The organism is Streptomyces sp. NPDC107522 (assembly GCF_055657525.1).
In genome coordinates this window covers 621,289-640,037 of the sequence record NZ_JBVKAU010000005.1, presented here as the reverse complement: position 1 = coordinate 640,037, position 18,749 = coordinate 621,289, and the positions used below count along the sequence as shown (strand labels likewise).

The following is an 18,749-nucleotide window of genomic DNA, read 5'->3' as shown; positions in this document are numbered from 1 at the left end:
TGTGAGACTTGCCGCCCTCGCCCGTTGGGCCCGCGCCGAGTGGGGGCCGCTGTACCTCGCCGTGCGGGGGCCGTTGGTGGAGCGGCGGTGGTGGGCCGTTCCGATGAGCCTCGCAGCCGTCTGTCTGACCGGCGTCATGCAGGTCGTGCAGAACCAGTCCTGGGGCTGTCAGCTCGTGCAGGACCTCGGGGCCGTGCGGGCCGAGGACCCGCTGTGGCCGGCCATCCTGCGTACGCCGTTGTCCCTGTTCGTCCCCGCCCTCGACCTGCCCGTGTGGGGTGCGCTCGCGCAGATGCTGGTCGTGTTCGGGATCGCCGAGATCTGTCTGGGCTGGTGGCGGACCCTGGTCATCGCGTACGTCGCGACCCTCGCCGGCACCCTGTACGCGCGCGTGGGCATCGCGCTCGGCCCGGACCACCCGTTCGGGCTGCCCTCCTCGGACGCCCGGGTCGTGGACACGGGACCGTCGGCGGCCGTGGTGGGGCTGGCGGTGTTCCTCGGGTGGCGCTACGGCGCGTATGTCACGGCCGGTGCCGTGATCGCGGCGATGGTGGCCGAGGTGGCGCTGAAGGAGAACCTCGCCGGGAAGGAGCACTTGGCGGCGATCGCGGCGGTGCTGGTGCTGTGCGGGGTGGCGGCGCTGCGCCGGCGTCAGCGGCGGTCGGCGGAGTTGCCGGATCCAGCGTCGGGTTTGCCGGGCTCCGCGTCGGGTTTGCCGCCCAGCCATTCCTCCAGGGCGCGGCGCGGGCGGGCCCAGCGGCGGTCGTGGCGGTAGGCGCGCAGGCCGGCCTTGGCGCGGGCGCGCGGGCGGCGGCCGTAGAAGCGGCGGGCCCACGGGGAGTTGGGGCGGGCCAGGCGGATGGCGCCGACCAGGGCGATGACCGGCACGATCACACCGAAGATCGCGGTACGGGCCTTTCCCTTGCTGAGCGCGATCAGGGAGAAGAGGAAGTTCACGCCGACGTTGAGCAGGACGGTGCCGCGGCCCTGCGTCTCGTCCTGGTTGAGATCGTTGACGCCCAGCGGTGAGAAGCCCACGAGCAGCAGGCCTCCCATGGCCGCCGTGAGGACGACCACCTCCACGCTCTTGCGTCCCTCCTCGGTCCAGTACACGTCGTCCAGGTGCAGGATCAGCGCGAACTCGTCGAGGACCAGCCCCGCGCCCATGCCGAAGAGCACCGCGAAGACGGCGGCGCCGAAGCCGTAACGGCTGCTGGACACCGCGCCGAAGCCGCCCGCGACGGTGAGGACGACACCCGGGACCACGTGGTGGATGTGGACGGCGCCGGTCTCGATGTTGCGGAAGGGGCCCTTGCCCGCGCGGATGAGGCGGGTGATGAGACGCGTGACGAGGAAGGTGACGACGAAGGCGGTCAGGGCCAGGAGCAGGGGGAGTTTGCCCGGTTCGATGACGTTGCGCTCCAGCCAGTGACCCATGCGGTCAGTGTGTCCGCGAGCAGGGTGCGCTGCCTGGCGGGTGCGGCGTCCGGGCTACTCTGCGGGCGTGTCCATGACCCCGCCGCCCCCGCACGGTCTCCGTTTCGCCTTCGGCACCCTCAGCGTGCTGCCCGTCAAGGTGAGCCGCTGGGACCGGGAGGCCGCGCGGGGCGGGATGCTCTGCGCTCCGCTGGTGGGCGTGGTGCTCGGACTGGGCGCCGCCCTGCTGGGGCTCCTGCTCCTCTTCCTCGGCGCCGGTCCACTCCTCGCCGCCGTCGCCGCGGTCGCCGTTCCCGCCGTGCTCACCCGGGGGCTGCATCTCGACGGGCTCGCCGACACCGCCGACGGGCTCGGCAGCGGCAAGCCCGCCGAGGACGCGCTGCGGATCATGAAGCAGTCGGACATCGGGCCGTTCGGCGTCATCACGCTCGTGTTCGTGCTGCTCGCACAAGTGGCCGCCCTCGCCCAGCTGTACGACGGCTCGTGGGCCCGGGGCGCCCTCGCCACCGTCGTCTCGGCGGTCGCCGCCCGCCTCGCGCTCACCCTCGCCGCGCGCGCCGGGGTGCCCGCCGCACGGCCGGAGGGGCTGGGGGCCGCGGTGGCCGGGGTCGTCCCCGTACGGGGCGCGCTGGCCGTCGCCCTGGCCGTGACCGGCGCGGCCGCCGCGGCGGGAGCGCTGCTGGGGACGTACGACATCGCGCGCACAGCCCTCGCGGTCCTCGCCGCACTCACCGCCGCCGAACTCCTCCTGCGGCACTGCACCCGCCGCTTCGGCGGCGTCACCGGCGACGTCTTCGGCGGGCTCGCGGAGACGGCGGCGACGACCGCGCTCGTCGTGCTGTCGCTGGGCTGACCGTCACCGGCTCCGACCGCCGTGACCGGGCTCCGGTCAGCAGGTCTGGCGGAGATAGCCGCTGCCGCCCTCGGGTACGACTTCCTTGTCGCGGCGGACGATGCTCAGTGAGCTGCCCCAGCCGGAGCACGCTGCGGACAGGCCCTTCGCCGTGTACTCGACCACGAGCACGTTGTTGTCGAACGCCTCGGCGAACTCGCCGCACTCATCCCACTTGCCGCACTCCTCCACCACGGCGAAGTCCAGGCCCACGGACGCACGGTAGGGCATGAGCTCAAGGGTGTTCTTCTGGGCGATGGCCAGGCCCTTCTCGTGGGCGTGCACGGACAGCAGCTTCATCAGCGCCTTGGCCTGGTCGGCCGTGAGATATCTCGGGAAGCGGGTGAAGGTGTCGTAGTTGTCGGGCTCGACGGCCTTGTACCCCTTGGCCGCGCACTCGTCGATCCAGCTGTTCAGCTTGGCAGCGATGCGCTGCCGCTTGGCGTGAGTGCGGATGTCCAGGACCGCCTCGTCCCAGTCCTCGTCGTGGACGACATCCCCGTTGGCGTCGCGCAGCAGCAGGTCGGAGTCCCAGTCACCCTCCTCGTCCTGCTGGGCCTGGAAGGCGTTGAGATTGCAGATGTTGTAGACACCCGGCGCGGGCGAGTCCTCGTAGCTGCGACTGACCACCTGCACACCGGCCGCCGGGGCGTACGCGCCGCCGATCTGGTAGTCCCACCGCACGTGCTTCGGCGGTGGCGTCACCGTGGACGCGGGCGGACTGGACTCCGGGGAAGTGCCGTTCTGGTGCGACCCGGTTTTCACCGCCGTGATGCTCAGCCCGGTGACCGCCAGGGCTGCCGCCAGGCCGGCGAGGACGAGCCGCCCTCGACGTCCAGGGCCTCGCCGGACGACCCGCGCAGGGGGATCCTGGCGGCCGGTTCCCGCCGAGTCGGGCACTCCTGGTGCTACCGGCACGGCGGAATCCGGCAGCGTGCGGAGCATCCGGTGCAGTTCGGCGAGTTCGGGCCGGGCGGCCGGGTCCTTGTCCAGGCAGCGTTCGGCGATGCTTCGGAGCGGTTCGGCGACTCCGTCCAGGACTGGTGACTCGTACATCACCTGATAGCCCGTCAAATAAGGGCTGCTTCCGTCGAACGGACGGTTGCCGGTGGCCGCGTACACCAGCAGTGACCCCAGCGAGAACACGTCCGAGGCCGCGGTGACCTCCCGCGGCGAGGCGAACTGCTCCGGCGACATGAAGGGCGGGGTGCCGATCAACCGGCCGGTCACCGTCAGGGCCTCGTTGTCGACGGCGCGCGAGATGCCGAAGTCGATGACGCGGGGGCCGTCCTCGGCCATCAGAACGTTGCTCGGCTTCAGATCCCGGTGCACCACACCCGCCCGGTGGATGTCCCGCAGCGCCTCGACAAGGCCCAGCGCCAGCGCGCGCAGCTCGCGTCCGCGCAGCGGGCCGTCCTTGGCCACGATGTCCGACAGCGTGCGTCCCGGCACATACAGCGTCGCCATCCACGGCTGCTCGGCGTCCGGGTCGGCGTCCACGACCGGGGCCGTGAATGCCCCGCTCACCCGGCGGACCGCCGCGACCTCCTGCCGGAAACGCGCCCGGAACTCCTCGTCCTGCGCGTACTGCGCGTGCACGACCTTGACCGCGACCTGCCGCCCCGAGGCCGAGCGCCCCAGGTAGACGATGCCCATGCCGCCACTGCCGAGCCGGTCGACCAGCGCATAACCGCCTATGGACTCCGGATCGCCGGGGCTCAGCGACATCGCCGGTCACCTTCCCATGTGCCGCGCTTCGAAAAGCAATTGAGGGTTCAAGGGCATCAGCGTAAATGATCGATTCCAGGAGATCGGCTGCGCGCACAGGGGAGAAACGACCCCGACGCCACCGACAGGTGAACGCCCGTAGGAATGAGCGAACGCTCACACGAGCGTAGGCTCGTCCCGAGTGTTCGCCGTACCGGGGAAGGCCCCGCTGCCACCGCACCCGTAGGTCGGAATTAGGGTCGGCCGTCGGGCCCGGTCGACCCACACCTATTCGGCCATCGCAACTTCACATCGGAAGCGAGATTTCACCACCGTGACTGCTCTCACTCTCAGCACCGCCGCGGCGCCCGGCCTGCGGGCCGACGCGATCGTGATCGGTGTCGCCAAGGGCTCTGGTTCCAAGGGCGGGAGCCTGGTCGTCGCACCGGGCGCCGAGGCCGTGGACAAGGCGTACGACGGCAAGCTGGCCGGCGTCCTGGAGACCCTCGGTGCCTCCGGTGCCGAGGGCGAGGTGACGAAGCTCCCCGCACCCGCCGGTTTCAAGGCCCCGCTCGTGGTGGCGGTCGGCCTGGGTGCCGAGCCCGACGACACCAAGGACGGGGCGTACGACGCGGAGGCGCTGCGCAGGGCCGCCGGCGTCGCCGCCCGCAGCCTCGCCGGCTCCAAGAAGGCCGCGTTCGCGCTGCCGCTGGGCGACGCCGGTGACGTCGGCGCCGTCGCCGAGGGCGTGCTGCTCGGCGCCTATGCCTTCGACGCCTACAAGGGCAACGGCAAGGACGAGAAGAACAAGAAGAACGGCAAGGCCCCGCTCGCCGAGGCCGCTCTGCTCGGCGGCAAGCCGCGCGACAAGGAGCACAAGGCGGCGATCGAGCGCGCCACCGCCGTCTCCGAGGAGCTCAACCGCGCCCGCGACCTGATCAACACCCCGCCCAACGACCTCACCCCCGAGTCCTTCGCCGCGATCGCCTCGGCGGCGGCCAAGGAGCACGGCATCAAGGTGCAGGTGCTCGACGAGAAGGCGCTGACCAAGGGCGGCTACGGCGGAATCCTGGGCGTCGGCTCCGGGTCGGCGGCCGGTCCGCGGCTGGTGAAGCTGACGTACACGAGTTCCAAGGCGGACAAGCACCTCGCCTTCGTCGGCAAGGGCATCACCTACGACTCGGGCGGCATCTCGCTGAAGCCGGCCGGGCACAACGAGACGATGAAGTGCGACATGAGCGGGGCGGCGGCGGTCTTCGCCGCGGTGGTCGCCGCCGCTCGGCTCGACCTCCAGGTGAACGTCACCGGATGGCTGGCGCTGGCCGAGAACATGCCGTCGGGGTCCGCCGTGCGTCCCGGTGACGTGCTGCGGATGTACAGCGGCAAGACGGTCGAGGTGCTCAACACCGACGCCGAGGGGCGGCTCGTGCTCGCCGACGCCCTGTGGGCCGCGTCGCAGGAGAAGCCGGACGCGATCGTCGACGTCGCGACGCTCACGGGTGCGATGGTGCTGGCGCTGGGCAACCGCACCTTCGGTGTGATGGCCAACGACGACGCGTTCCGTACCGCGATCGTGGAGGCCGCCGAGGAGGTCGGCGAGGCGTCCTGGCCGATGCCGCTGCCGGAGCACCTGCGCAAGGGAATGGATTCTCCCACCGCCGACATCGCCAACATGGGTGAGCGGATGGGTGGGGGCCTGGTCGCCGGTCTCTTCCTGCGCGAGTTCGTGGGCGAGGGCGTCACGTGGGCGCACCTCGACATCGCGGGACCCGCGTTCAACGAGGGCGGGCCCTTCGGATACACGCCCAAGGGTGGTACGGGGTCCGGTGTGCGGACGCTGGTTCGGCTCGCCGAGCTGACCGCCGCGGGTGACCTGGGCTGACGTCGGTCCGAGTGAGGGGGCTCCGCGCGCGGGTAGAGCGGAGCCCCCTCTTCCATGCCCGCCCAACCGGCTCTTCCGTGCCCGCTCGACCGGCTCTTCCGTGCCCGCTCAGCTGAACGTGGGGCGTCTCACACACCGGCCCGGCGTCTCGTTCGGTGTGGACAAGTGCGAAGATGGGCGTCGGCAGGACAGGGCCCACCCAAGGGCCGAAGAACGAGCGGCCGGACACCAGCCGCCAGGCCGGTCAGTGAAGACCGGCGTACGGCGCACATGCATGGAGGACGTGACGTGGCGAACGACGCCAGCACCGTTTTCGACCTAGTGATCCTCGGCGGTGGTAGCGGTGGTTACGCCGCGGCCCTGCGCGGGGCGCAGCTGGGCCTGGACGTCGCCCTGATCGAGAAGGACAAGGTCGGCGGCACCTGCCTGCACCGGGGATGCATCCCCACCAAGGCCCTGCTGCACGCGGGCGAGATCGCCGACCAGGCTCGCGAGAGCGCGCAGTTCGGCGTCAAGGCCACCTTCGACGGCATCGACATCGCCGGGGTCCACAAGTACAAGGACGGCGTGATCGCCGGCCTGTACAAGGGTCTGCAGGGTCTCGTCGCCTCCCGCAAGGTGACGTACATCGAGGGTGAGGGCCGCCTGTCCTCCCCGACCTCCGTCGACGTCAACGGTCAGCGCATCCAGGGCCGCCACGTCCTGCTGGCGACCGGCTCCGTGCCGAAGTCGCTGCCGGGCCTGGAGATCGACGGCAACCGGATCATCTCCTCCGACCACGCCCTCGTCCTGGACCGCGTGCCGAAGTCCGCGATCATCCTGGGCGGCGGCGTCATCGGTGTCGAGTTCGCCTCGGCGTGGAAGTCCTTCGGCGCCGACGTCACGGTCATCGAGGGTCTGAAGCACCTCGTCCCGGTGGAGGACGAGAACTCTTCGAAGCTTCTTGAGCGCGCCTTCCGCAAGCGCGGCATCAAGTTCAACCTCGGCACCTTCTTCCAGAAGGCCGAGTACACCGCCGACGGCGTCAAGGTCACCCTCGCCGACGGCAAGGAGTTCGAGGCCGAGGTGCTGCTGGTGGCGGTGGGCCGTGGCCCCGTCTCCGCCGGTCTCGGCTACGAGGAGCAGGGCGTCGCGATGGACCGCGGCTACGTCCTGGTCGACGAGTACATGCGCACCAACGTCCCGACCATCTCCGCCGTCGGTGACCTCGTCCCGACCCTCCAGCTCGCGCACGTCGGCTTCGCCGAGGGCATCCTGGTTGCGGAGCGTCTGGCTGGTCTGAAGACCGTTCCGATCGACTACGACGGTGTCCCCCGCGTGACCTACTGCCACCCGGAGGTCGCCTCCGTCGGCATCACCGAGGCCAAGGCCAAGGAGATCTACGGCGCGGACAAGGTCGTCGCCCTGAAGTACAACCTGGCCGGAAACGGCAAGAGCAAGATCCTGAACACCGCGGGCGAGATCAAGCTCGTCCAGGTCAAGGACGGTGCGGTGGTCGGCGTCCACATGGTCGGCGACCGCATGGGCGAGCAGGTCGGCGAGGCCCAGCTGATCTACAACTGGGAGGCCCTGCCGGCCGAGGTCGCCCAGCTCATCCACGCCCACCCGACGCAGAACGAGGCGCTCGGCGAGGCCCACCTGGCCCTGGCGGGCAAGCCGCTGCACGCGCACGACTGACCCTCGGTCGACGAAGCGACGACTCAGACTTCCGCAATTCGTAAGGAGCAACCGAAACCATGGCGGTTTCCGTAACCCTTCCGGCGCTCGGCGAGAGCGTCACCGAGGGCACTGTCACCCGCTGGCTGAAGGCCGAGGGTGAGCGCGTCGAGGCCGACGAGCCGCTGCTCGAGGTCTCCACCGACAAGGTCGACACCGAGATCCCCTCCCCCGCCGCCGGCATCCTGGCCTCCATCAAGGTCGCCGAGGACGAGACGGTCGAGGTCGGCGCCGAGCTGGCCCTCATCGACGACGGCACCGGTGCCCCTGCTGCCGCCCCGGCCCCCGCCGCCGAGCAGGTCGCCCCGCCGGCTCCCGAGCCGGCCCCGGCCGCCCAGCCGTCCACCGAGCAGGCCGCCCCCGCTCCGGCCCCGACCGCCGAGGCCGCTGCCGGCGCCGGTACGGCCGAGGGCACGGACGTGGTCCTGCCCGCGCTCGGCGAGTCCGTCACCGAGGGCACCGTCACCCGCTGGCTGAAGTCGGTCGGTGACAGCGTCGAGGCCGACGAGCCGCTGCTCGAGGTCTCCACGGACAAGGTCGACACCGAGATTCCCGCCCCCACCTCCGGCACGCTGCTGGAGATCGTGGTCGGCGAGGACGAGACGGCCGAGGTCGGCGCCAAGCTGGCCGTCATCGGCGTCGCGGGTGCCGCTCCGGCGGCCGCCCCGGCCCCGGCGGCTCCGGCTCCCGCCCCCGCCGCCCCGGCTCCGGCTGCCCCGGCCGCTCCGGCTCCCGCCCCCGCCGCTCCGGCCGCGCCCGCCGCTGCCGCCCCGGCTCCGGCGGCTCCGGTCGCCCCCGCGGCTCCGGCCCCCGCGCCGACGCCCGCCCCCGCTCCGGTCACCCCGGCCCCGGCCGCCGCCAAGCCGACCGACGAGGGCGCCTACGTCACCCCGCTGGTACGCAAGCTCGCCGCCGAGCACGGCGTCGACCTGGCCGCCGTCAAGGGCACCGGCGTCGGCGGCCGTATCCGCAAGCAGGACGTCGTCGCCGCTGCCGAGGCCGCGAAGGCCGCCGCCGCTGCCCCGGCCCCCGCCGCCGCGGCTCCGGCCGCCGCCAAGAAGGCCCCGGCGCTGGAGGTCTCGCCCCTGCGTGGCCAGACCGTCAAGATGCCGCGCATCCGCAAGGTCATCGGCGACAACATGGTCAAGGCGCTGCACGAGCAGGCGCAGCTGTCCTCGGTCGTCGAGGTCGACGTCACCAAGCTGATGCGTCTGCGCGCCCAGGCCAAGGACTCCTTCGCCGCGCGCGAGGGCGTCAAGCTCTCCCCGATGCCGTTCTTCGTGAAGGCGGCGGCCCAGGCGCTGAAGGCCCACCCGGTCATCAACGCCAAGATCAACGAGGCCGAGGGCACGATCACCTACTTCGACTCCGAGAACGTCGGAATCGCGGTGGACTCCGAGAAGGGCCTGATGACCCCGGTCATCAAGCACGCGGGCGACCTCAACATCGCCGGCATCGCGAAGGCCACGGCGGAGCTGGCCGGCAAGGTCCGCGCCAACAAGATCACGCCCGACGAGCTGTCCGGCGCGACCTTCACCATCTCCAACACCGGTTCGCGTGGTGCGCTGTTCGACACGATCATCGTGCCGCCGGGCCAGGTCGCGATCCTCGGCATCGGCGCCACGGTCAAGCGCCCGGCCGTCATCGAGACGGAGGAGGGCACGGTCATCGGCGTCCGCGACATGACCTACCTGACCCTCTCCTACGACCACCGCCTGGTCGACGGCGCCGACGCGGCCCGTTACCTGACGGCGGTCAAGGCGATCCTGGAGGCGGGCGAGTTCGAGGTCGAGCTCGGCCTGTAAACACTGCCCAACTGCGCACACCGATGCCCTCGCCCGGAATCTCCGGGCGAGGGCATCGCCCTTGGGGGCGCGGGCCTGTGTCGCTGTGCGGCTCCGCCGCGTGGGCGCGAACAACCACACAACCCGCAGCCGCCCGACCATGGTCCGCACCGAGCTTCTGGGCGCCCGACCCACACGTCACGCCGTGTAAGTCTCGTCTCACCTGCACAAAAGCACCCCCGTCGGCCCTCCCAGCGGAGCGCACCGGCCTTATTGTCTAAACGTCAAACGCGCCCCTAAGGAGCCCTCATGACCGCCCCCGTCATCCACTCGCTGCGCGAACAGATCCGCGAGCACATCCTGGAGGGGATCATCAGCGGTCGCTGGCAGCCGGGCGAGCGGATCGTGGAGCGCCGCATCGCCACCGAGCTGGAGGTCAGCCAGACACCCGTACGCGAGGCCCTGCGCGAACTGGAGTCGCTGCGGCTGATCGAGTCCGCGCCCAACAAGGGCGTGCGCGTACGCAGTCTGACCGCGGCCGACCTGGAGGAGAGCTACCCGGTCCGGGCCGGCCTGGAGGCCATCGCAGCGGAACTCGCCGCCGACCACCTCGCAGAGGACTGCTCCGCCCTGGAGCCGCACGTCACCGCCCTGTACGAGGCCGACCGCAACGCCGACGGCACCGCCCAGGTGCGGCACACGGTCGCCTTCCACCGTGAACTGGTCCGCGCGGCGGGCAACTCCGTGCTGCTGCACACCTGGGAGGGCCTCGGCATCGAGGTGTTCACGGCCCTGTCGATCCGCTGGCTGGGCACCGTGCAGCAGTCGTACGCGGAGGAGCACGAGGAGCTGGTGGCCGCGTTCCAGCGCCGGGATCCCCGGATCGCCGAGATCGTCAAGGCCCATGTGCTCGGGTGCGCGCCGCGGCACGAAGGCGAATAGCCCGCGCCGCCACGTGACGTGGCCTCAGGGAAAGTTCACCCCCAGGACACCCGGGTGCGGCCTGCCGGATGACATCGGCGCGGACAAAGGAACCGTACGCAGCACAACGCACACGAAAGGCGGCGGATCATGCCGCACATCCTCACCGCGGTCCTGGCCAACGTGGCGATCGCCCTGCTCGAGGCCCTCCTGATGCGCCTCGCCATCCAGCTCTGGAAGGCGTTCGCCGCGAGCGGGAGCCCGTCAGCCGCCCGCGCCTGAATTGCCCGTTCAGGTCGGGTTTAGTCGCGCACGGCGATGGAAGGCGGCTGGGAGACCCCACCCACGCTTTCCAGCAGGGGAGGACGGAGATGACTTCCCCAGAATCGCAGACCCAGCACCTACAGCAGCCAACCCCACCTCCGGCCACACCCCAGGCCGAGGAGGCCGTCAGCGCTCCCGAGACCCTGCAGGCACCGGAGGCCCCGCAGGCACCGACGGAGGAGCACCACGGCGGCAGGGTCGTCCACCTGCACACCGCGCACCCCCGGGTTCCGATCCCCTACGTGACGCCGGGCGATATGTTCTCCAACGCCCGCACGGCCACGGCGACGGCCACGTCCCTGCTGCCCTCGCCCCGCAGGCTGGCCTTCTACGGCCTCCTCGGCGGCATGACCGTCGCCGGAGCCATGGCCTGGCCGGTCGCGGTCGCCGTCGGCGCCGCCACCGAGGTGATCACCCGCGAGCAGTCCGCACGGCACCAGCAGGAACACGCACGCATGGAGCGCGAACGCACCGAGCGTGAGCAGGACCGGCAGACCACCGCCGACTGGTCGGAGACCGGGACGCCCCGGCAGACGGCGATGGGGTGAACAAGCGCGTTCCCTGAACGCCGATGGGGCCCGGAGGCCGGAGACAGCGTCCGGGCCCCATCGGCGTTCAGCGGTTCTCAGGCGACCGCGAGCCGCCCAAGCTAGCCGGTCACAACTCAGGTGAGCAGGCAAAATGCGGCACCGCGTGCCTGCCGACCCGGCACGGGATGCCAATTTCTCGCTCCGGGGACTTTTTCGGCCTCCAACCTTTGATCGATCATCGATCAGGGGGTTACAGTCGCCGACGGGCTTCCACCGAAGCCCTCAGCCCTGTCCTGCCAAAGACCAAGGGCACCCCCTGAACCCTTACCGATGAGGGAACCCCCTTCGACTGAGGAAGGCGGCGACATGACCGACCCCAACGCCATCCAGCCGAGCGAGCTCGACCAGCTCCCCGACCGGGACCCGGAGGAGACTGCCGAGTGGCAGGCCTCGCTGGACGCGGTCGCCAAGGCGGCCGGCCCGCACCGTGCCGCGTACCTGATGCGCCGCACGCTGGAGCGCGCGGAGGGCAACGGCATCGCGCTGCCCAAGCTCCTCGAGACCGACTACGTCAACACCATCCCCACCGCCGCCGAGCCGAGCGCGCCCGGTGACGAGGAGATGGAGCGCCGTATCACCGCCTGGAACCGCTGGAACGCGGCCGCGATGGTGACCCGCGGCTCCAAATACGGCGTCGGCGGCCACATCGCCACCTTCGCCTCCGCGGCCTGGCTCTACGAGACCGGCTTCAACCACTTCTTCAAGGGCAAGGAAGCCGACGGCTCCGGCGACCAGCTCTACATCCAGGGCCACGCCTCCCCCGGCATCTACGCCCGCGCGTTCCTCGACGGCCGTCTCAACGAGACGCACCTCGACAACTTCCGTCAGGAGGCCGGCGGCAACGGCCTGCCGTCGTACCCGCACCCCCGCCGCCTGCCCTGGCTGTGGGAGTTCCCGACGGTGTCCATGGGCCTCGGCCCGCTGTCGGCCATCTACCAGGCCCGCTTCAACCGCTACCTCACCAACCGCGGCATCAAGGACGTCTCCGCGTCCCACGTGTGGGCCTTCCTCGGCGACGGCGAGATGGACGAGCCGGAGTCCACGGCGGCACTCGCCCTGGCCTCCCGCGAGGGCCTGGACAACCTGACCTTCGTCATCAACTGCAACCTGCAGCGCCTCGACGGCCCGGTCCGCGCCAACTTCAAGATCGTGCAGGAGCTGGAGGCCCAGTTCCGCGGCGCCGGCTGGAACGTCATCAAGACGCTGTGGGGCACGGCCTGGGACGAGCTGTTCCAGCTCGACACCACGGGCGCGCTCGTACGCCGCCTGCGCGAGGTACCCGACGCGCAGGTGCAGACGTACCAGACCCGCGACGCCGCCTACATCCGCCAGGACTTCTTCGGCAAGGACCCGGCGCTCGCCGAGATGGCGAAGCTGCTGAGCGACGACAAGATCCTGGAGTGCTTCCACCTCTCCCGCGGTGGTCACGAGGCGCGCAAGGTCTACGCCGCCTACAAGGCCGCCGTCGAGTTCAAGGGCGCGCCGACCGTGATCCTGGCCCAGACGGTCAAGGGCCACACCCTCGGCGAGGGCTTCGCGTCGAAGAACGCCAACCACCAGATGAAGAAGCTCTCGGTGGACGAGTTCAAGGCGATGCGCGACCTGCTCGAGCTGCCGATCAAGGACAGCGACTTCGTCGACGGGGTCGTCCCCTACGGCCACCCCGGCGCCGACTCCCCCGAGGTCCGCTACCTCCAGGAGCGCCGCGCGGCCCTCGGCGGCCCGGCCCCGGCCCGCCGCGTCCACCCGGTGGCCCCGCTGCCCGCCCCCGCCGAGAAGGCGTTCGCCTCCTTCGACAAGGGCTCCGGCTCCCAGAACGTGGCCACCACCATGGCCTTCGTCCGCCTCATCAAGGACCTGGTCCGCGACAAGGAGACGGGCAGGCGCTGGGTGCCGATCGTCCCCGACGAGGCGCGCACCTTCGGCATGGAGAGCCTGTTCCCCTCCCTCGGGATCTACTCCCCCAAGGGCCAGACGTACGAGCCGGTCGACCGCGACCAGCTGATGTACTACAAGGAGGCCAAGAACGGCCAGATCCTCAACGAGGGGATCACCGAGGCCGGTTCGATGGCCGACTTCATCGCCGCCAGCACCGCGTACTCCACGCACGGCGAGGCGATGATCCCGTTCTACATCTTCTACTCGATGTTCGGCTGGCAGCGCACGGCCGACCAGATGTGGCAGCTCGGCGACCAGCTGGGCCGCGGCTTCCTGGTCGGCGCGACGGCGGGCCGTACGACGCTGACGGGCGAGGGCCTGCAGCACGCCGACGGCCACTCCCCCGTCATCGCGGCGACGAACCCGGCCGCGCTGACGTACGACCCGGCGTTCGCGTACGAGGTCGCGACGATCGTCAAGGACGGTCTGCGCCGCATGTACGGCGAGGCGGCGCCGGGCGAGGACCCGAACGTCTTCTACTACCTCACCGTCTACAACGAGCCGCTGCCGCAGCCGGCCAAGCCGTCCGGCCTCGGCATCGACGAGGGCATCGTCAAGGGCCTGTACCGCTTCAACACGGCCGAGTCGGCGGGGCTGTCCCCGGTGGCCAACGCCCCGCGCATCCAGCTGCTCGGCTCCGGTACGGCGATCCACTGGGTGCTTCAGGCGCAGAAGCTGCTCGCCGAGGAGTGGGGTGTGGCGGCGGACGTCTGGTCGGCCACCTCGTGGACCGAGCTGCGGCGTGACGCGCTGGAGGCCGACGCGGCGCTGCTGCGCGGCGAGGAGCGGGCGCCGTACGTCCGTCAGGCGCTCCAGGGTGCCGAGGGCCCGGTGCTGGCGGTCTCCGACTACATGCGCCAGGTTCCCGACCAGATCGCGCAGTGGGTCGAGCAGGACTACTCGTCACTGGGCGCCGACGGCTTCGGTCTGTCGGACACCCGTGAGGCGGCCCGCCGCCACTTCGGCGTCGACGCCGAGTCGATCGTCGTCGCGGCCCTGGCCCAGCTCGCGAAGCGGGGCGAGGTCAAGGCGACGGCGGTGAAGGAAGCGCGCGAGAAGTACGGGCTGTGACAGCTGGGCTGTGACAGCTGACGGTCAGTGAAGGGGTACGGCGGCTGCCGTACCCCTTCGTTGTCAGTGGGCCCCGGCATCATGGCCGTATGCGTGCTGCCCGGCTCATCAAGATGGTGCTGCTTCTTCAGTCCCGGTCCTCCATGACCGCCGCCGAGCTCGCACGCGAGCTGGAGGTGTCCGAGCGGACCGTCACCCGGGACGCGCAGGCGCTGTCCGAGGCCGGGGTTCCCGTGTACGCCGACCGGGGGCGGGCCGGCGGTTATCGGCTCATCGGGGGGTACCGGACCCGGCTGACGGGGCTGGGCCGCAGCGAGGCCGAGGCGCTGTTCCTGTCCGGCGTGCCGGGCGCGCTGCGGGAGATGGGGCTGGAGGACGCCGCGTCCGCCGCCCGGCTGAAGGTGTCGGCGGCGCTCATGCCCTCCGTGCGCGACGCCTCCCGTACCGCCGCCCAGCGGTTCCATCTCGACGCCCCGAACTGGTTCAAGGAGCCGAAGACACCCGAGCTGCTGCCGGCCGTCGCGGACGCGGTGTGGGACGACCGACGGATCACCGCGCGCTACCGGAGCCGGGAAAGCGAGGTCGAGCGCGAGCTGGAGCCGTACGGGCTCGTGCTGAAGGCGGGGGTCTGGTATCTGTGCGCCCGCGTGGCGGGGCACGGGTCGTACCGGGTGTACCGGATCGACCGGTTCACCGCAGTGGACCCCGCTGACGAGCGGTTCGAGCGGGACGAGGAGTTCGATCTGCCGGCCTTCTGGGACGAGCGGGCGGAGCAGTTCGCGCGGTCCATCCTGCGGGCCGAGGTCGTGGTGCGGGTGTCCCCGGACGGGGTGCGCCGGCTGCCGTACACCGTCGATCCGCAGTCCGCGCGGGAGGCGCTGGAGGCGGCCGGCGCCCCGGACGGGGACGGGTGGGTGACGCTGACCCTGCCGGTGGAGTCCGAGGAGGTCGCCCACAGCCAGCTCGCGGCGCTCGGGCCGGAGGTCGAGGTGCTGGCGCCGGAAGCGCTGAGGGCCCGTTTCGCGAGCGATGCGATACGGCTGGCGGGGTTGTACGGCTCGTGAGACGTACGCGTGCGTCATGAGCGTGTCGGGTCGTCCCGTCGCTCATCCGCCGTACGACTGCGCCGTCCGACGCCGTGAGCCCCCTATAACAATCCGCTCCACTCCACGTGCGCCCCACCCCTCCAGGGCCGATGCTTGACCCGTGATGGACGAGACGGAGTTCTGGGAGCTGATCGACGCAACCCGGGAGGCTGCCGAGGGCGACCCGGAGGAGCAGGCCGACCTGCTGGTGGACCGGCTCCTGGCGCTGGACCCGGACATGGTCCTGGACTTCGCCCGTCACTTCGAGGCCCGCTACAACCGCGCGTACAGCTGGGACCTGTGGGCGGCGGCCTGGATCCTGCTGGACGGGGCAAGCGACGACGCGTTCGACTTCTTCCGGTGCTGGCTGATCGGCCAGGGCCGCGAGGTGTACGAGGGCGGCGTGCACGACCCCGACTCGCTGGCCGACCTGCTGGACGACTTCGACGAGGAGTTCGACGGCGACGGCGAGGAGCTCGGCTACGCGGCCGACGAGGCCTACGAACAGCTCACCGGCACCGTCGCCCCCGATCTCGGCATCGCGGCCGCGCCCCCGGAACCGGCGGGCACACCGGTCGACCTCGAGAACGAACGGGCGCTGGCGGAGCGGATGCCGAGGCTGTGGGAGCGGTTCAAGGAGTGAGCCCGAGGAGTGGCTCCAGGGAGTGAGTCCAAGGAGTAGGTCTCAGGCCACGGCCCGCCTGCGGCTCGGTTCCGAGGGGATGTACGCCTGCGTGTGGTCGGCCTTCACCGCGTGGTACATCGGGGCCTTGTTGGCCTGGTCGAGCGCGGACGCCGTGACGGCGGCCGGCCCCAGGACGACGGTCGCGACCGCGCAGACGACCGTCCAGACGCGCTTGCTGCCCTTGCCGCCGCTGTGGCTGCTGTTGTTCCTGCCGCTGTTGTTGCTGCTCATGATCGATCCCCACCTCCGGTCAGTGCGTGGGCATGACGGTAGGAAGGCTGTCTCGGGGTGATCGGTGAGTCGGCTACGAGAACCCTGTGAGCCTCCGCGCAAGCTGTTCGGATCTCCGTCGACGACCGTTCGCCCGTGACCTCTTGACCAGCCCGGTGATCCCCGGCTTACGGTGGCGCCCCCCGACCCGGAGCACCCTGCCCATGACCAGCCTGTTCGTGCGGGAGATACCGCGCACGGAACACCTCGCCCACTTGCGGCGGAATCCCGACGCGAGCCATCTCCAGATCCCCGAGTGGGGCGATGTGAAGCCCGACTGGCTGCCGGAGAGCGTCGGCTGGTTCGACGGCGAGGAGATGATCGCGACGGCGCTGGTCCTGTACCGGCCGCTACCCGGGACCCGGCGCTATCTCGCCTACGTCCCCGACGGGCCCGCGATCGACTGGCGTACGCCGCGCCTGGAGCGGTGGCTGGACCCGCTCGTCGCCCACCTGAAGCGGATCGGGGCGTTCTCGGTCCGGATCGGCCCGCCCCTCGTCGTACGGCACTGGGACGCGGCCACTGTGGCAGCGGGCATCACCGACCCCGACGTACGGCATCTGCACGATCTACCGCCGTCCGGCATCGACGGATACGCCCTCGATGTCGCGGAGCGGCTGCGGCGGCTCGGATGGCGGCCGTGCGCGGAGGACGACGGGAGCGGTTTCGGCCTCGGCCAGCCGCGCTACGGCTGTGAGATCCCGTTGGCGGGGCGCTCGGTGGACGAGCTGCGCGGTGCCCTCGCCCCGCACTGGGAACAGGCGTTGCGCACGGCCGAGGCCGCGGGCGTCCGTGTCGCCTGGGGCTCGGCCGCCGACCTGCCCGAGTTCTACCGCCTGTACACCGCGACCGCCGCCCACGACGGCTTCAAGGCCCGGCCACTCGACTACTTCCGGCGCATGTGGCAGGCCCTCAACGCCGAGGACGACGACCGGCTGCGCCTCTATCTCGCCGAGTACGACGGCGAGGTGCTCTCCGCGGCCCTCATGATCAACGTCGGTTCCCGCGTCTGGCACTCGTACGCCGCGTCCGGCCGCCGGGGGCGCGGGCTGCGGCCCAGCAGTGCGCTGCTGTGGCGCATGCTGTGCGATGCGCGGGCGGCGGGCGCCGAGACGTACGACCTGCGCTCCATCACCCCCTCCCTCACCGGGGACCGGCTGCTCGGACGGCTCCGGTTCAAGACGGGGACGGGTGGCCGGGCCGTGGAGTACCTCGGGGAGTGGGAACTGCCGGTGGGCGCCCAGGGCAAGGTGCTGCAGCGGGCGTTGGGGGTCTATCTCGGCCGCAGGTGACGCCGGCTGCGACGGCTGTGGCGGCTGTGGCGTTCTGCTACGGGCCCCTGCCCTGCAGGCGTGCCGCCAGCTGCCGGATCTCGGGCAGTCGGGCGGTGAGGGCGGCGCCGGGGCAGCTGGTCATGTAGGCCTCGTTGTGGCCGGCGAGGGCGGGGAGCAGGGCCGTGGTGCCGGAGGCGTAGCGGCTGCGGCTGTTGCTGGAGGTCAGGCGGACCTTCGCGCGCGGGTCGGTGTCGGAGAGCCCGAGCTTCCAGGCGGCCAGCGCGGCGATCGCCTCGCTCATCGCCTTCGGCACGTCGGCGCCGGCCGTGAAGGTGCCGATGGCGGCGATGCCGGTCGTGCGGTGGTTGAAGCCCTGGGTGTGGGCGCCGGTGACGGCACGGTCGACACCGCCCGCGCGGCCCTCGTAGATCGTGCCGCAGCGGTCGACGAGGAAGTTGTAGCCGATGTCGTCCCAGTCCCGGGAGCCGGTCTGGCCCGCGTGCAGGTAGCGGATGATGCGGGGCACGTCCGCGCAGTCGTACCCGTTGGGCGAGTCGGTGTGATGGACGAAGACGGCGACGACCCGGTCGTCGTACCGCGGGGGCGGCTGCCCCTGCCGCGTGCCGCCGTCCAGCCAGACCGCCCTCGGCACGATGTACGGCCGCGGCGCCTGATGCACAGCAACGGGCCGCGCCCCGACAGCCCGCCCCTCGACCGGTCCCGCCCGCTCCACACCACTCGCGCACAGCACCAACGCGAGAACTGCGGCGAGGCCGGGGAGACAGGCGAGGAGGGGGAGAACGGCGGGCGGGACGGGGCGCCCGGCAGGCGGGAAGACGCGTCCGGCGGGCCGCATGAGGCGCCCGACAGGCGGGATGAGGCGCCCGGCGGGTCGGATTGGGCGTCCGGCGGGCCGGATGAAGTGCCCAGCAGGTCGGATGGGGCGTCCGGTCGAGGGCTGGGGGCGAGTTCGGAGCCGCGGGCGGAGACGGACCGCGCGAACGGTGCGGGACTGTGATCCGGTGCCGAAGGGCCCACCTGTGCGGGGCTGCGCTGCGCTGTGCTGTGCACGTGTGTTGGATGGCCCACCCGTGCCTGACAGCGAGGCGGCGCTGGGCTCCGCGCCGGAACCGGAAGGGCCACCCGCCCCGGACTGCGACGCGCTGTGCGGCG

15 protein-coding genes and 1 pseudogene are annotated in these 18,749 nt (G+C 71.4%); 12 read left to right on the top strand and 4 right to left on the bottom strand.

The features are described from left to right. Window position 1: 1 nt before the first annotated feature. A pseudogene (locus ACZ7L6_RS20070) lies at window positions 2-730 on the top strand (hypothetical protein); the annotation flags it as partial. Here the strand turns inward: ACZ7L6_RS20070 and ACZ7L6_RS20065 are convergent. Further along, window positions 652-1,437 (bottom strand): hypothetical protein, encoded by a 786-nt coding sequence (locus tag ACZ7L6_RS20065; protein ID WP_471925613.1) that lies wholly within the window; start codon window positions 1,435-1,437, stop codon window positions 652-654. The pseudogene ACZ7L6_RS20070 and the gene ACZ7L6_RS20065 sit on opposite strands and share 79 nt — an antisense overlap. 73 nt (window positions 1,438-1,510) lie before the next feature. Between ACZ7L6_RS20065 and ACZ7L6_RS20060 the strand changes: the two genes are divergently transcribed. Beyond that, window positions 1,511-2,290: an adenosylcobinamide-GDP ribazoletransferase gene (locus ACZ7L6_RS20060; protein WP_471925723.1), complete on the top strand. Its 780-nt coding sequence runs from the start codon at window positions 1,511-1,513 to the stop codon at window positions 2,288-2,290. A 36-nt stretch (window positions 2,291-2,326) separates the two neighbouring features. On the opposite strand, the gene ACZ7L6_RS20055 is transcribed toward ACZ7L6_RS20060, so the two are convergent. After that, entirely contained in the window at window positions 2,327-4,057 is a 1,731-nt protein-coding gene (locus ACZ7L6_RS20055; RefSeq protein WP_471925611.1) for an endo alpha-1,4 polygalactosaminidase, read from the bottom strand. A gap of 313 nt (window positions 4,058-4,370) precedes the next feature. Between ACZ7L6_RS20055 and ACZ7L6_RS20050 the strand changes: the two genes are divergently transcribed. From ACZ7L6_RS20050 to ACZ7L6_RS20010, 9 genes are all read left to right on the top strand, one after another. After that, window positions 4,371-5,918 carry a leucyl aminopeptidase gene (locus ACZ7L6_RS20050; RefSeq protein ID WP_471925609.1) on the top strand — a complete coding sequence of 516 codons (1,548 nt, stop codon included), beginning with the start codon at window positions 4,371-4,373 and terminating at the stop codon, window positions 5,916-5,918. Between the two features lie 288 nt (window positions 5,919-6,206). After that, entirely contained in the window at window positions 6,207-7,595 is a 1,389-nt protein-coding gene (gene lpdA / locus ACZ7L6_RS20045; protein ID WP_471925607.1) for a dihydrolipoyl dehydrogenase, read from the top strand. Window positions 7,596-7,654: 59 nt separating this feature from the next. Further along, entirely contained in the window at window positions 7,655-9,439 is a 1,785-nt protein-coding gene (gene sucB / locus ACZ7L6_RS20040; RefSeq protein ID WP_471925605.1) for a 2-oxoglutarate dehydrogenase, E2 component, dihydrolipoamide succinyltransferase, read from the top strand. A gap of 288 nt (window positions 9,440-9,727) precedes the next feature. After that, window positions 9,728-10,360, top strand: a complete 633-nt coding sequence (locus tag ACZ7L6_RS20035) for a GntR family transcriptional regulator (RefSeq protein ID WP_471925603.1) — start codon at window positions 9,728-9,730, stop codon at window positions 10,358-10,360. Between the two features lie 129 nt (window positions 10,361-10,489). Further along, window positions 10,490-10,621, top strand: a complete 132-nt coding sequence (locus ACZ7L6_RS20030) for a hypothetical protein (protein ID WP_471925601.1) — start codon at window positions 10,490-10,492, stop codon at window positions 10,619-10,621. A gap of 89 nt (window positions 10,622-10,710) precedes the next feature. After that, entirely contained in the window at window positions 10,711-11,211 is a 501-nt protein-coding gene (locus ACZ7L6_RS20025) for a hypothetical protein (protein WP_471925599.1), read from the top strand. 348 nt (window positions 11,212-11,559) lie between these two features. Then, window positions 11,560-14,262, top strand: a complete 2,703-nt coding sequence (aceE, locus tag ACZ7L6_RS20020) for a pyruvate dehydrogenase (acetyl-transferring), homodimeric type (RefSeq protein WP_471925597.1) — start codon at window positions 11,560-11,562, stop codon at window positions 14,260-14,262. 89 nt (window positions 14,263-14,351) lie between these two features. Beyond that, window positions 14,352-15,326 (top strand): helix-turn-helix transcriptional regulator, encoded by a 975-nt coding sequence (locus ACZ7L6_RS20015; RefSeq protein ID WP_471925595.1) that lies wholly within the window; start codon window positions 14,352-14,354, stop codon window positions 15,324-15,326. Window positions 15,327-15,471: 145 nt separating this feature from the next. After that, window positions 15,472-15,990, top strand: a complete 519-nt coding sequence (locus ACZ7L6_RS20010; RefSeq protein WP_471925721.1) for a DUF4240 domain-containing protein — start codon at window positions 15,472-15,474, stop codon at window positions 15,988-15,990. Between the two features lie 42 nt (window positions 15,991-16,032). Here the strand turns inward: ACZ7L6_RS20010 and ACZ7L6_RS20005 are convergent, their stop codons facing one another. Beyond that, window positions 16,033-16,263, bottom strand: coding sequence for a hypothetical protein (locus ACZ7L6_RS20005; RefSeq protein WP_471925593.1), 231 nt, complete (start codon window positions 16,261-16,263; stop codon window positions 16,033-16,035). A 203-nt stretch (window positions 16,264-16,466) separates the two neighbouring features. On the opposite strand from ACZ7L6_RS20005, the gene ACZ7L6_RS20000 reads away from it, so the two are divergent. After that, complete coding sequence (locus ACZ7L6_RS20000) at window positions 16,467-17,594, top strand: lipid II:glycine glycyltransferase FemX (protein WP_471925591.1); 1,128 nt, start codon at window positions 16,467-16,469, stop codon at window positions 17,592-17,594. 37 nt (window positions 17,595-17,631) lie between these two features. On the opposite strand, the gene ACZ7L6_RS19995 is transcribed toward ACZ7L6_RS20000, so the two are convergent. Further along, window positions 17,632-18,432, bottom strand: coding sequence for a peptidoglycan recognition protein family protein (locus ACZ7L6_RS19995; RefSeq protein ID WP_471925589.1), 801 nt, complete (start codon window positions 18,430-18,432; stop codon window positions 17,632-17,634). Window positions 18,433-18,749 lie beyond the last annotated feature (317 nt).

Coding starts and splice junctions, on each gene's coding strand:
- ACZ7L6_RS20025 (WP_471925599.1), top strand. CDS start 10,711: ATGACTTCCCCAGAATCGCAGACCCAGCACCTACAGCAGCCAACCCCA.
- ACZ7L6_RS20055 (WP_471925611.1), bottom strand. CDS start 4,057: ATGTCGCTGAGCCCCGGCGATCCGGAGTCCATAGGCGGTTATGCGCTG.
- ACZ7L6_RS20000 (WP_471925591.1), top strand. CDS start 16,467: ATGACCAGCCTGTTCGTGCGGGAGATACCGCGCACGGAACACCTCGCC.
- ACZ7L6_RS20065 (WP_471925613.1), bottom strand. CDS start 1,437: ATGGGTCACTGGCTGGAGCGCAACGTCATCGAACCGGGCAAACTCCCC.
- aceE (WP_471925597.1), top strand. CDS start 11,560: ATGACCGACCCCAACGCCATCCAGCCGAGCGAGCTCGACCAGCTCCCC.
- ACZ7L6_RS20030 (WP_471925601.1), top strand. CDS start 10,490: ATGCCGCACATCCTCACCGCGGTCCTGGCCAACGTGGCGATCGCCCTG.
- ACZ7L6_RS20035 (WP_471925603.1), top strand. CDS start 9,728: ATGACCGCCCCCGTCATCCACTCGCTGCGCGAACAGATCCGCGAGCAC.
- ACZ7L6_RS20005 (WP_471925593.1), bottom strand. CDS start 16,263: ATGAGCAGCAACAACAGCGGCAGGAACAACAGCAGCCACAGCGGCGGC.
- ACZ7L6_RS20010 (WP_471925721.1), top strand. CDS start 15,472: ATGGACGAGACGGAGTTCTGGGAGCTGATCGACGCAACCCGGGAGGCT.
- ACZ7L6_RS20060 (WP_471925723.1), top strand. CDS start 1,511: ATGACCCCGCCGCCCCCGCACGGTCTCCGTTTCGCCTTCGGCACCCTC.
- sucB (WP_471925605.1), top strand. CDS start 7,655: ATGGCGGTTTCCGTAACCCTTCCGGCGCTCGGCGAGAGCGTCACCGAG.
- ACZ7L6_RS20015 (WP_471925595.1), top strand. CDS start 14,352: ATGCGTGCTGCCCGGCTCATCAAGATGGTGCTGCTTCTTCAGTCCCGG.
- ACZ7L6_RS19995 (WP_471925589.1), bottom strand. CDS start 18,432: ATGCGGCCCGCCGGACGCGTCTTCCCGCCTGCCGGGCGCCCCGTCCCG.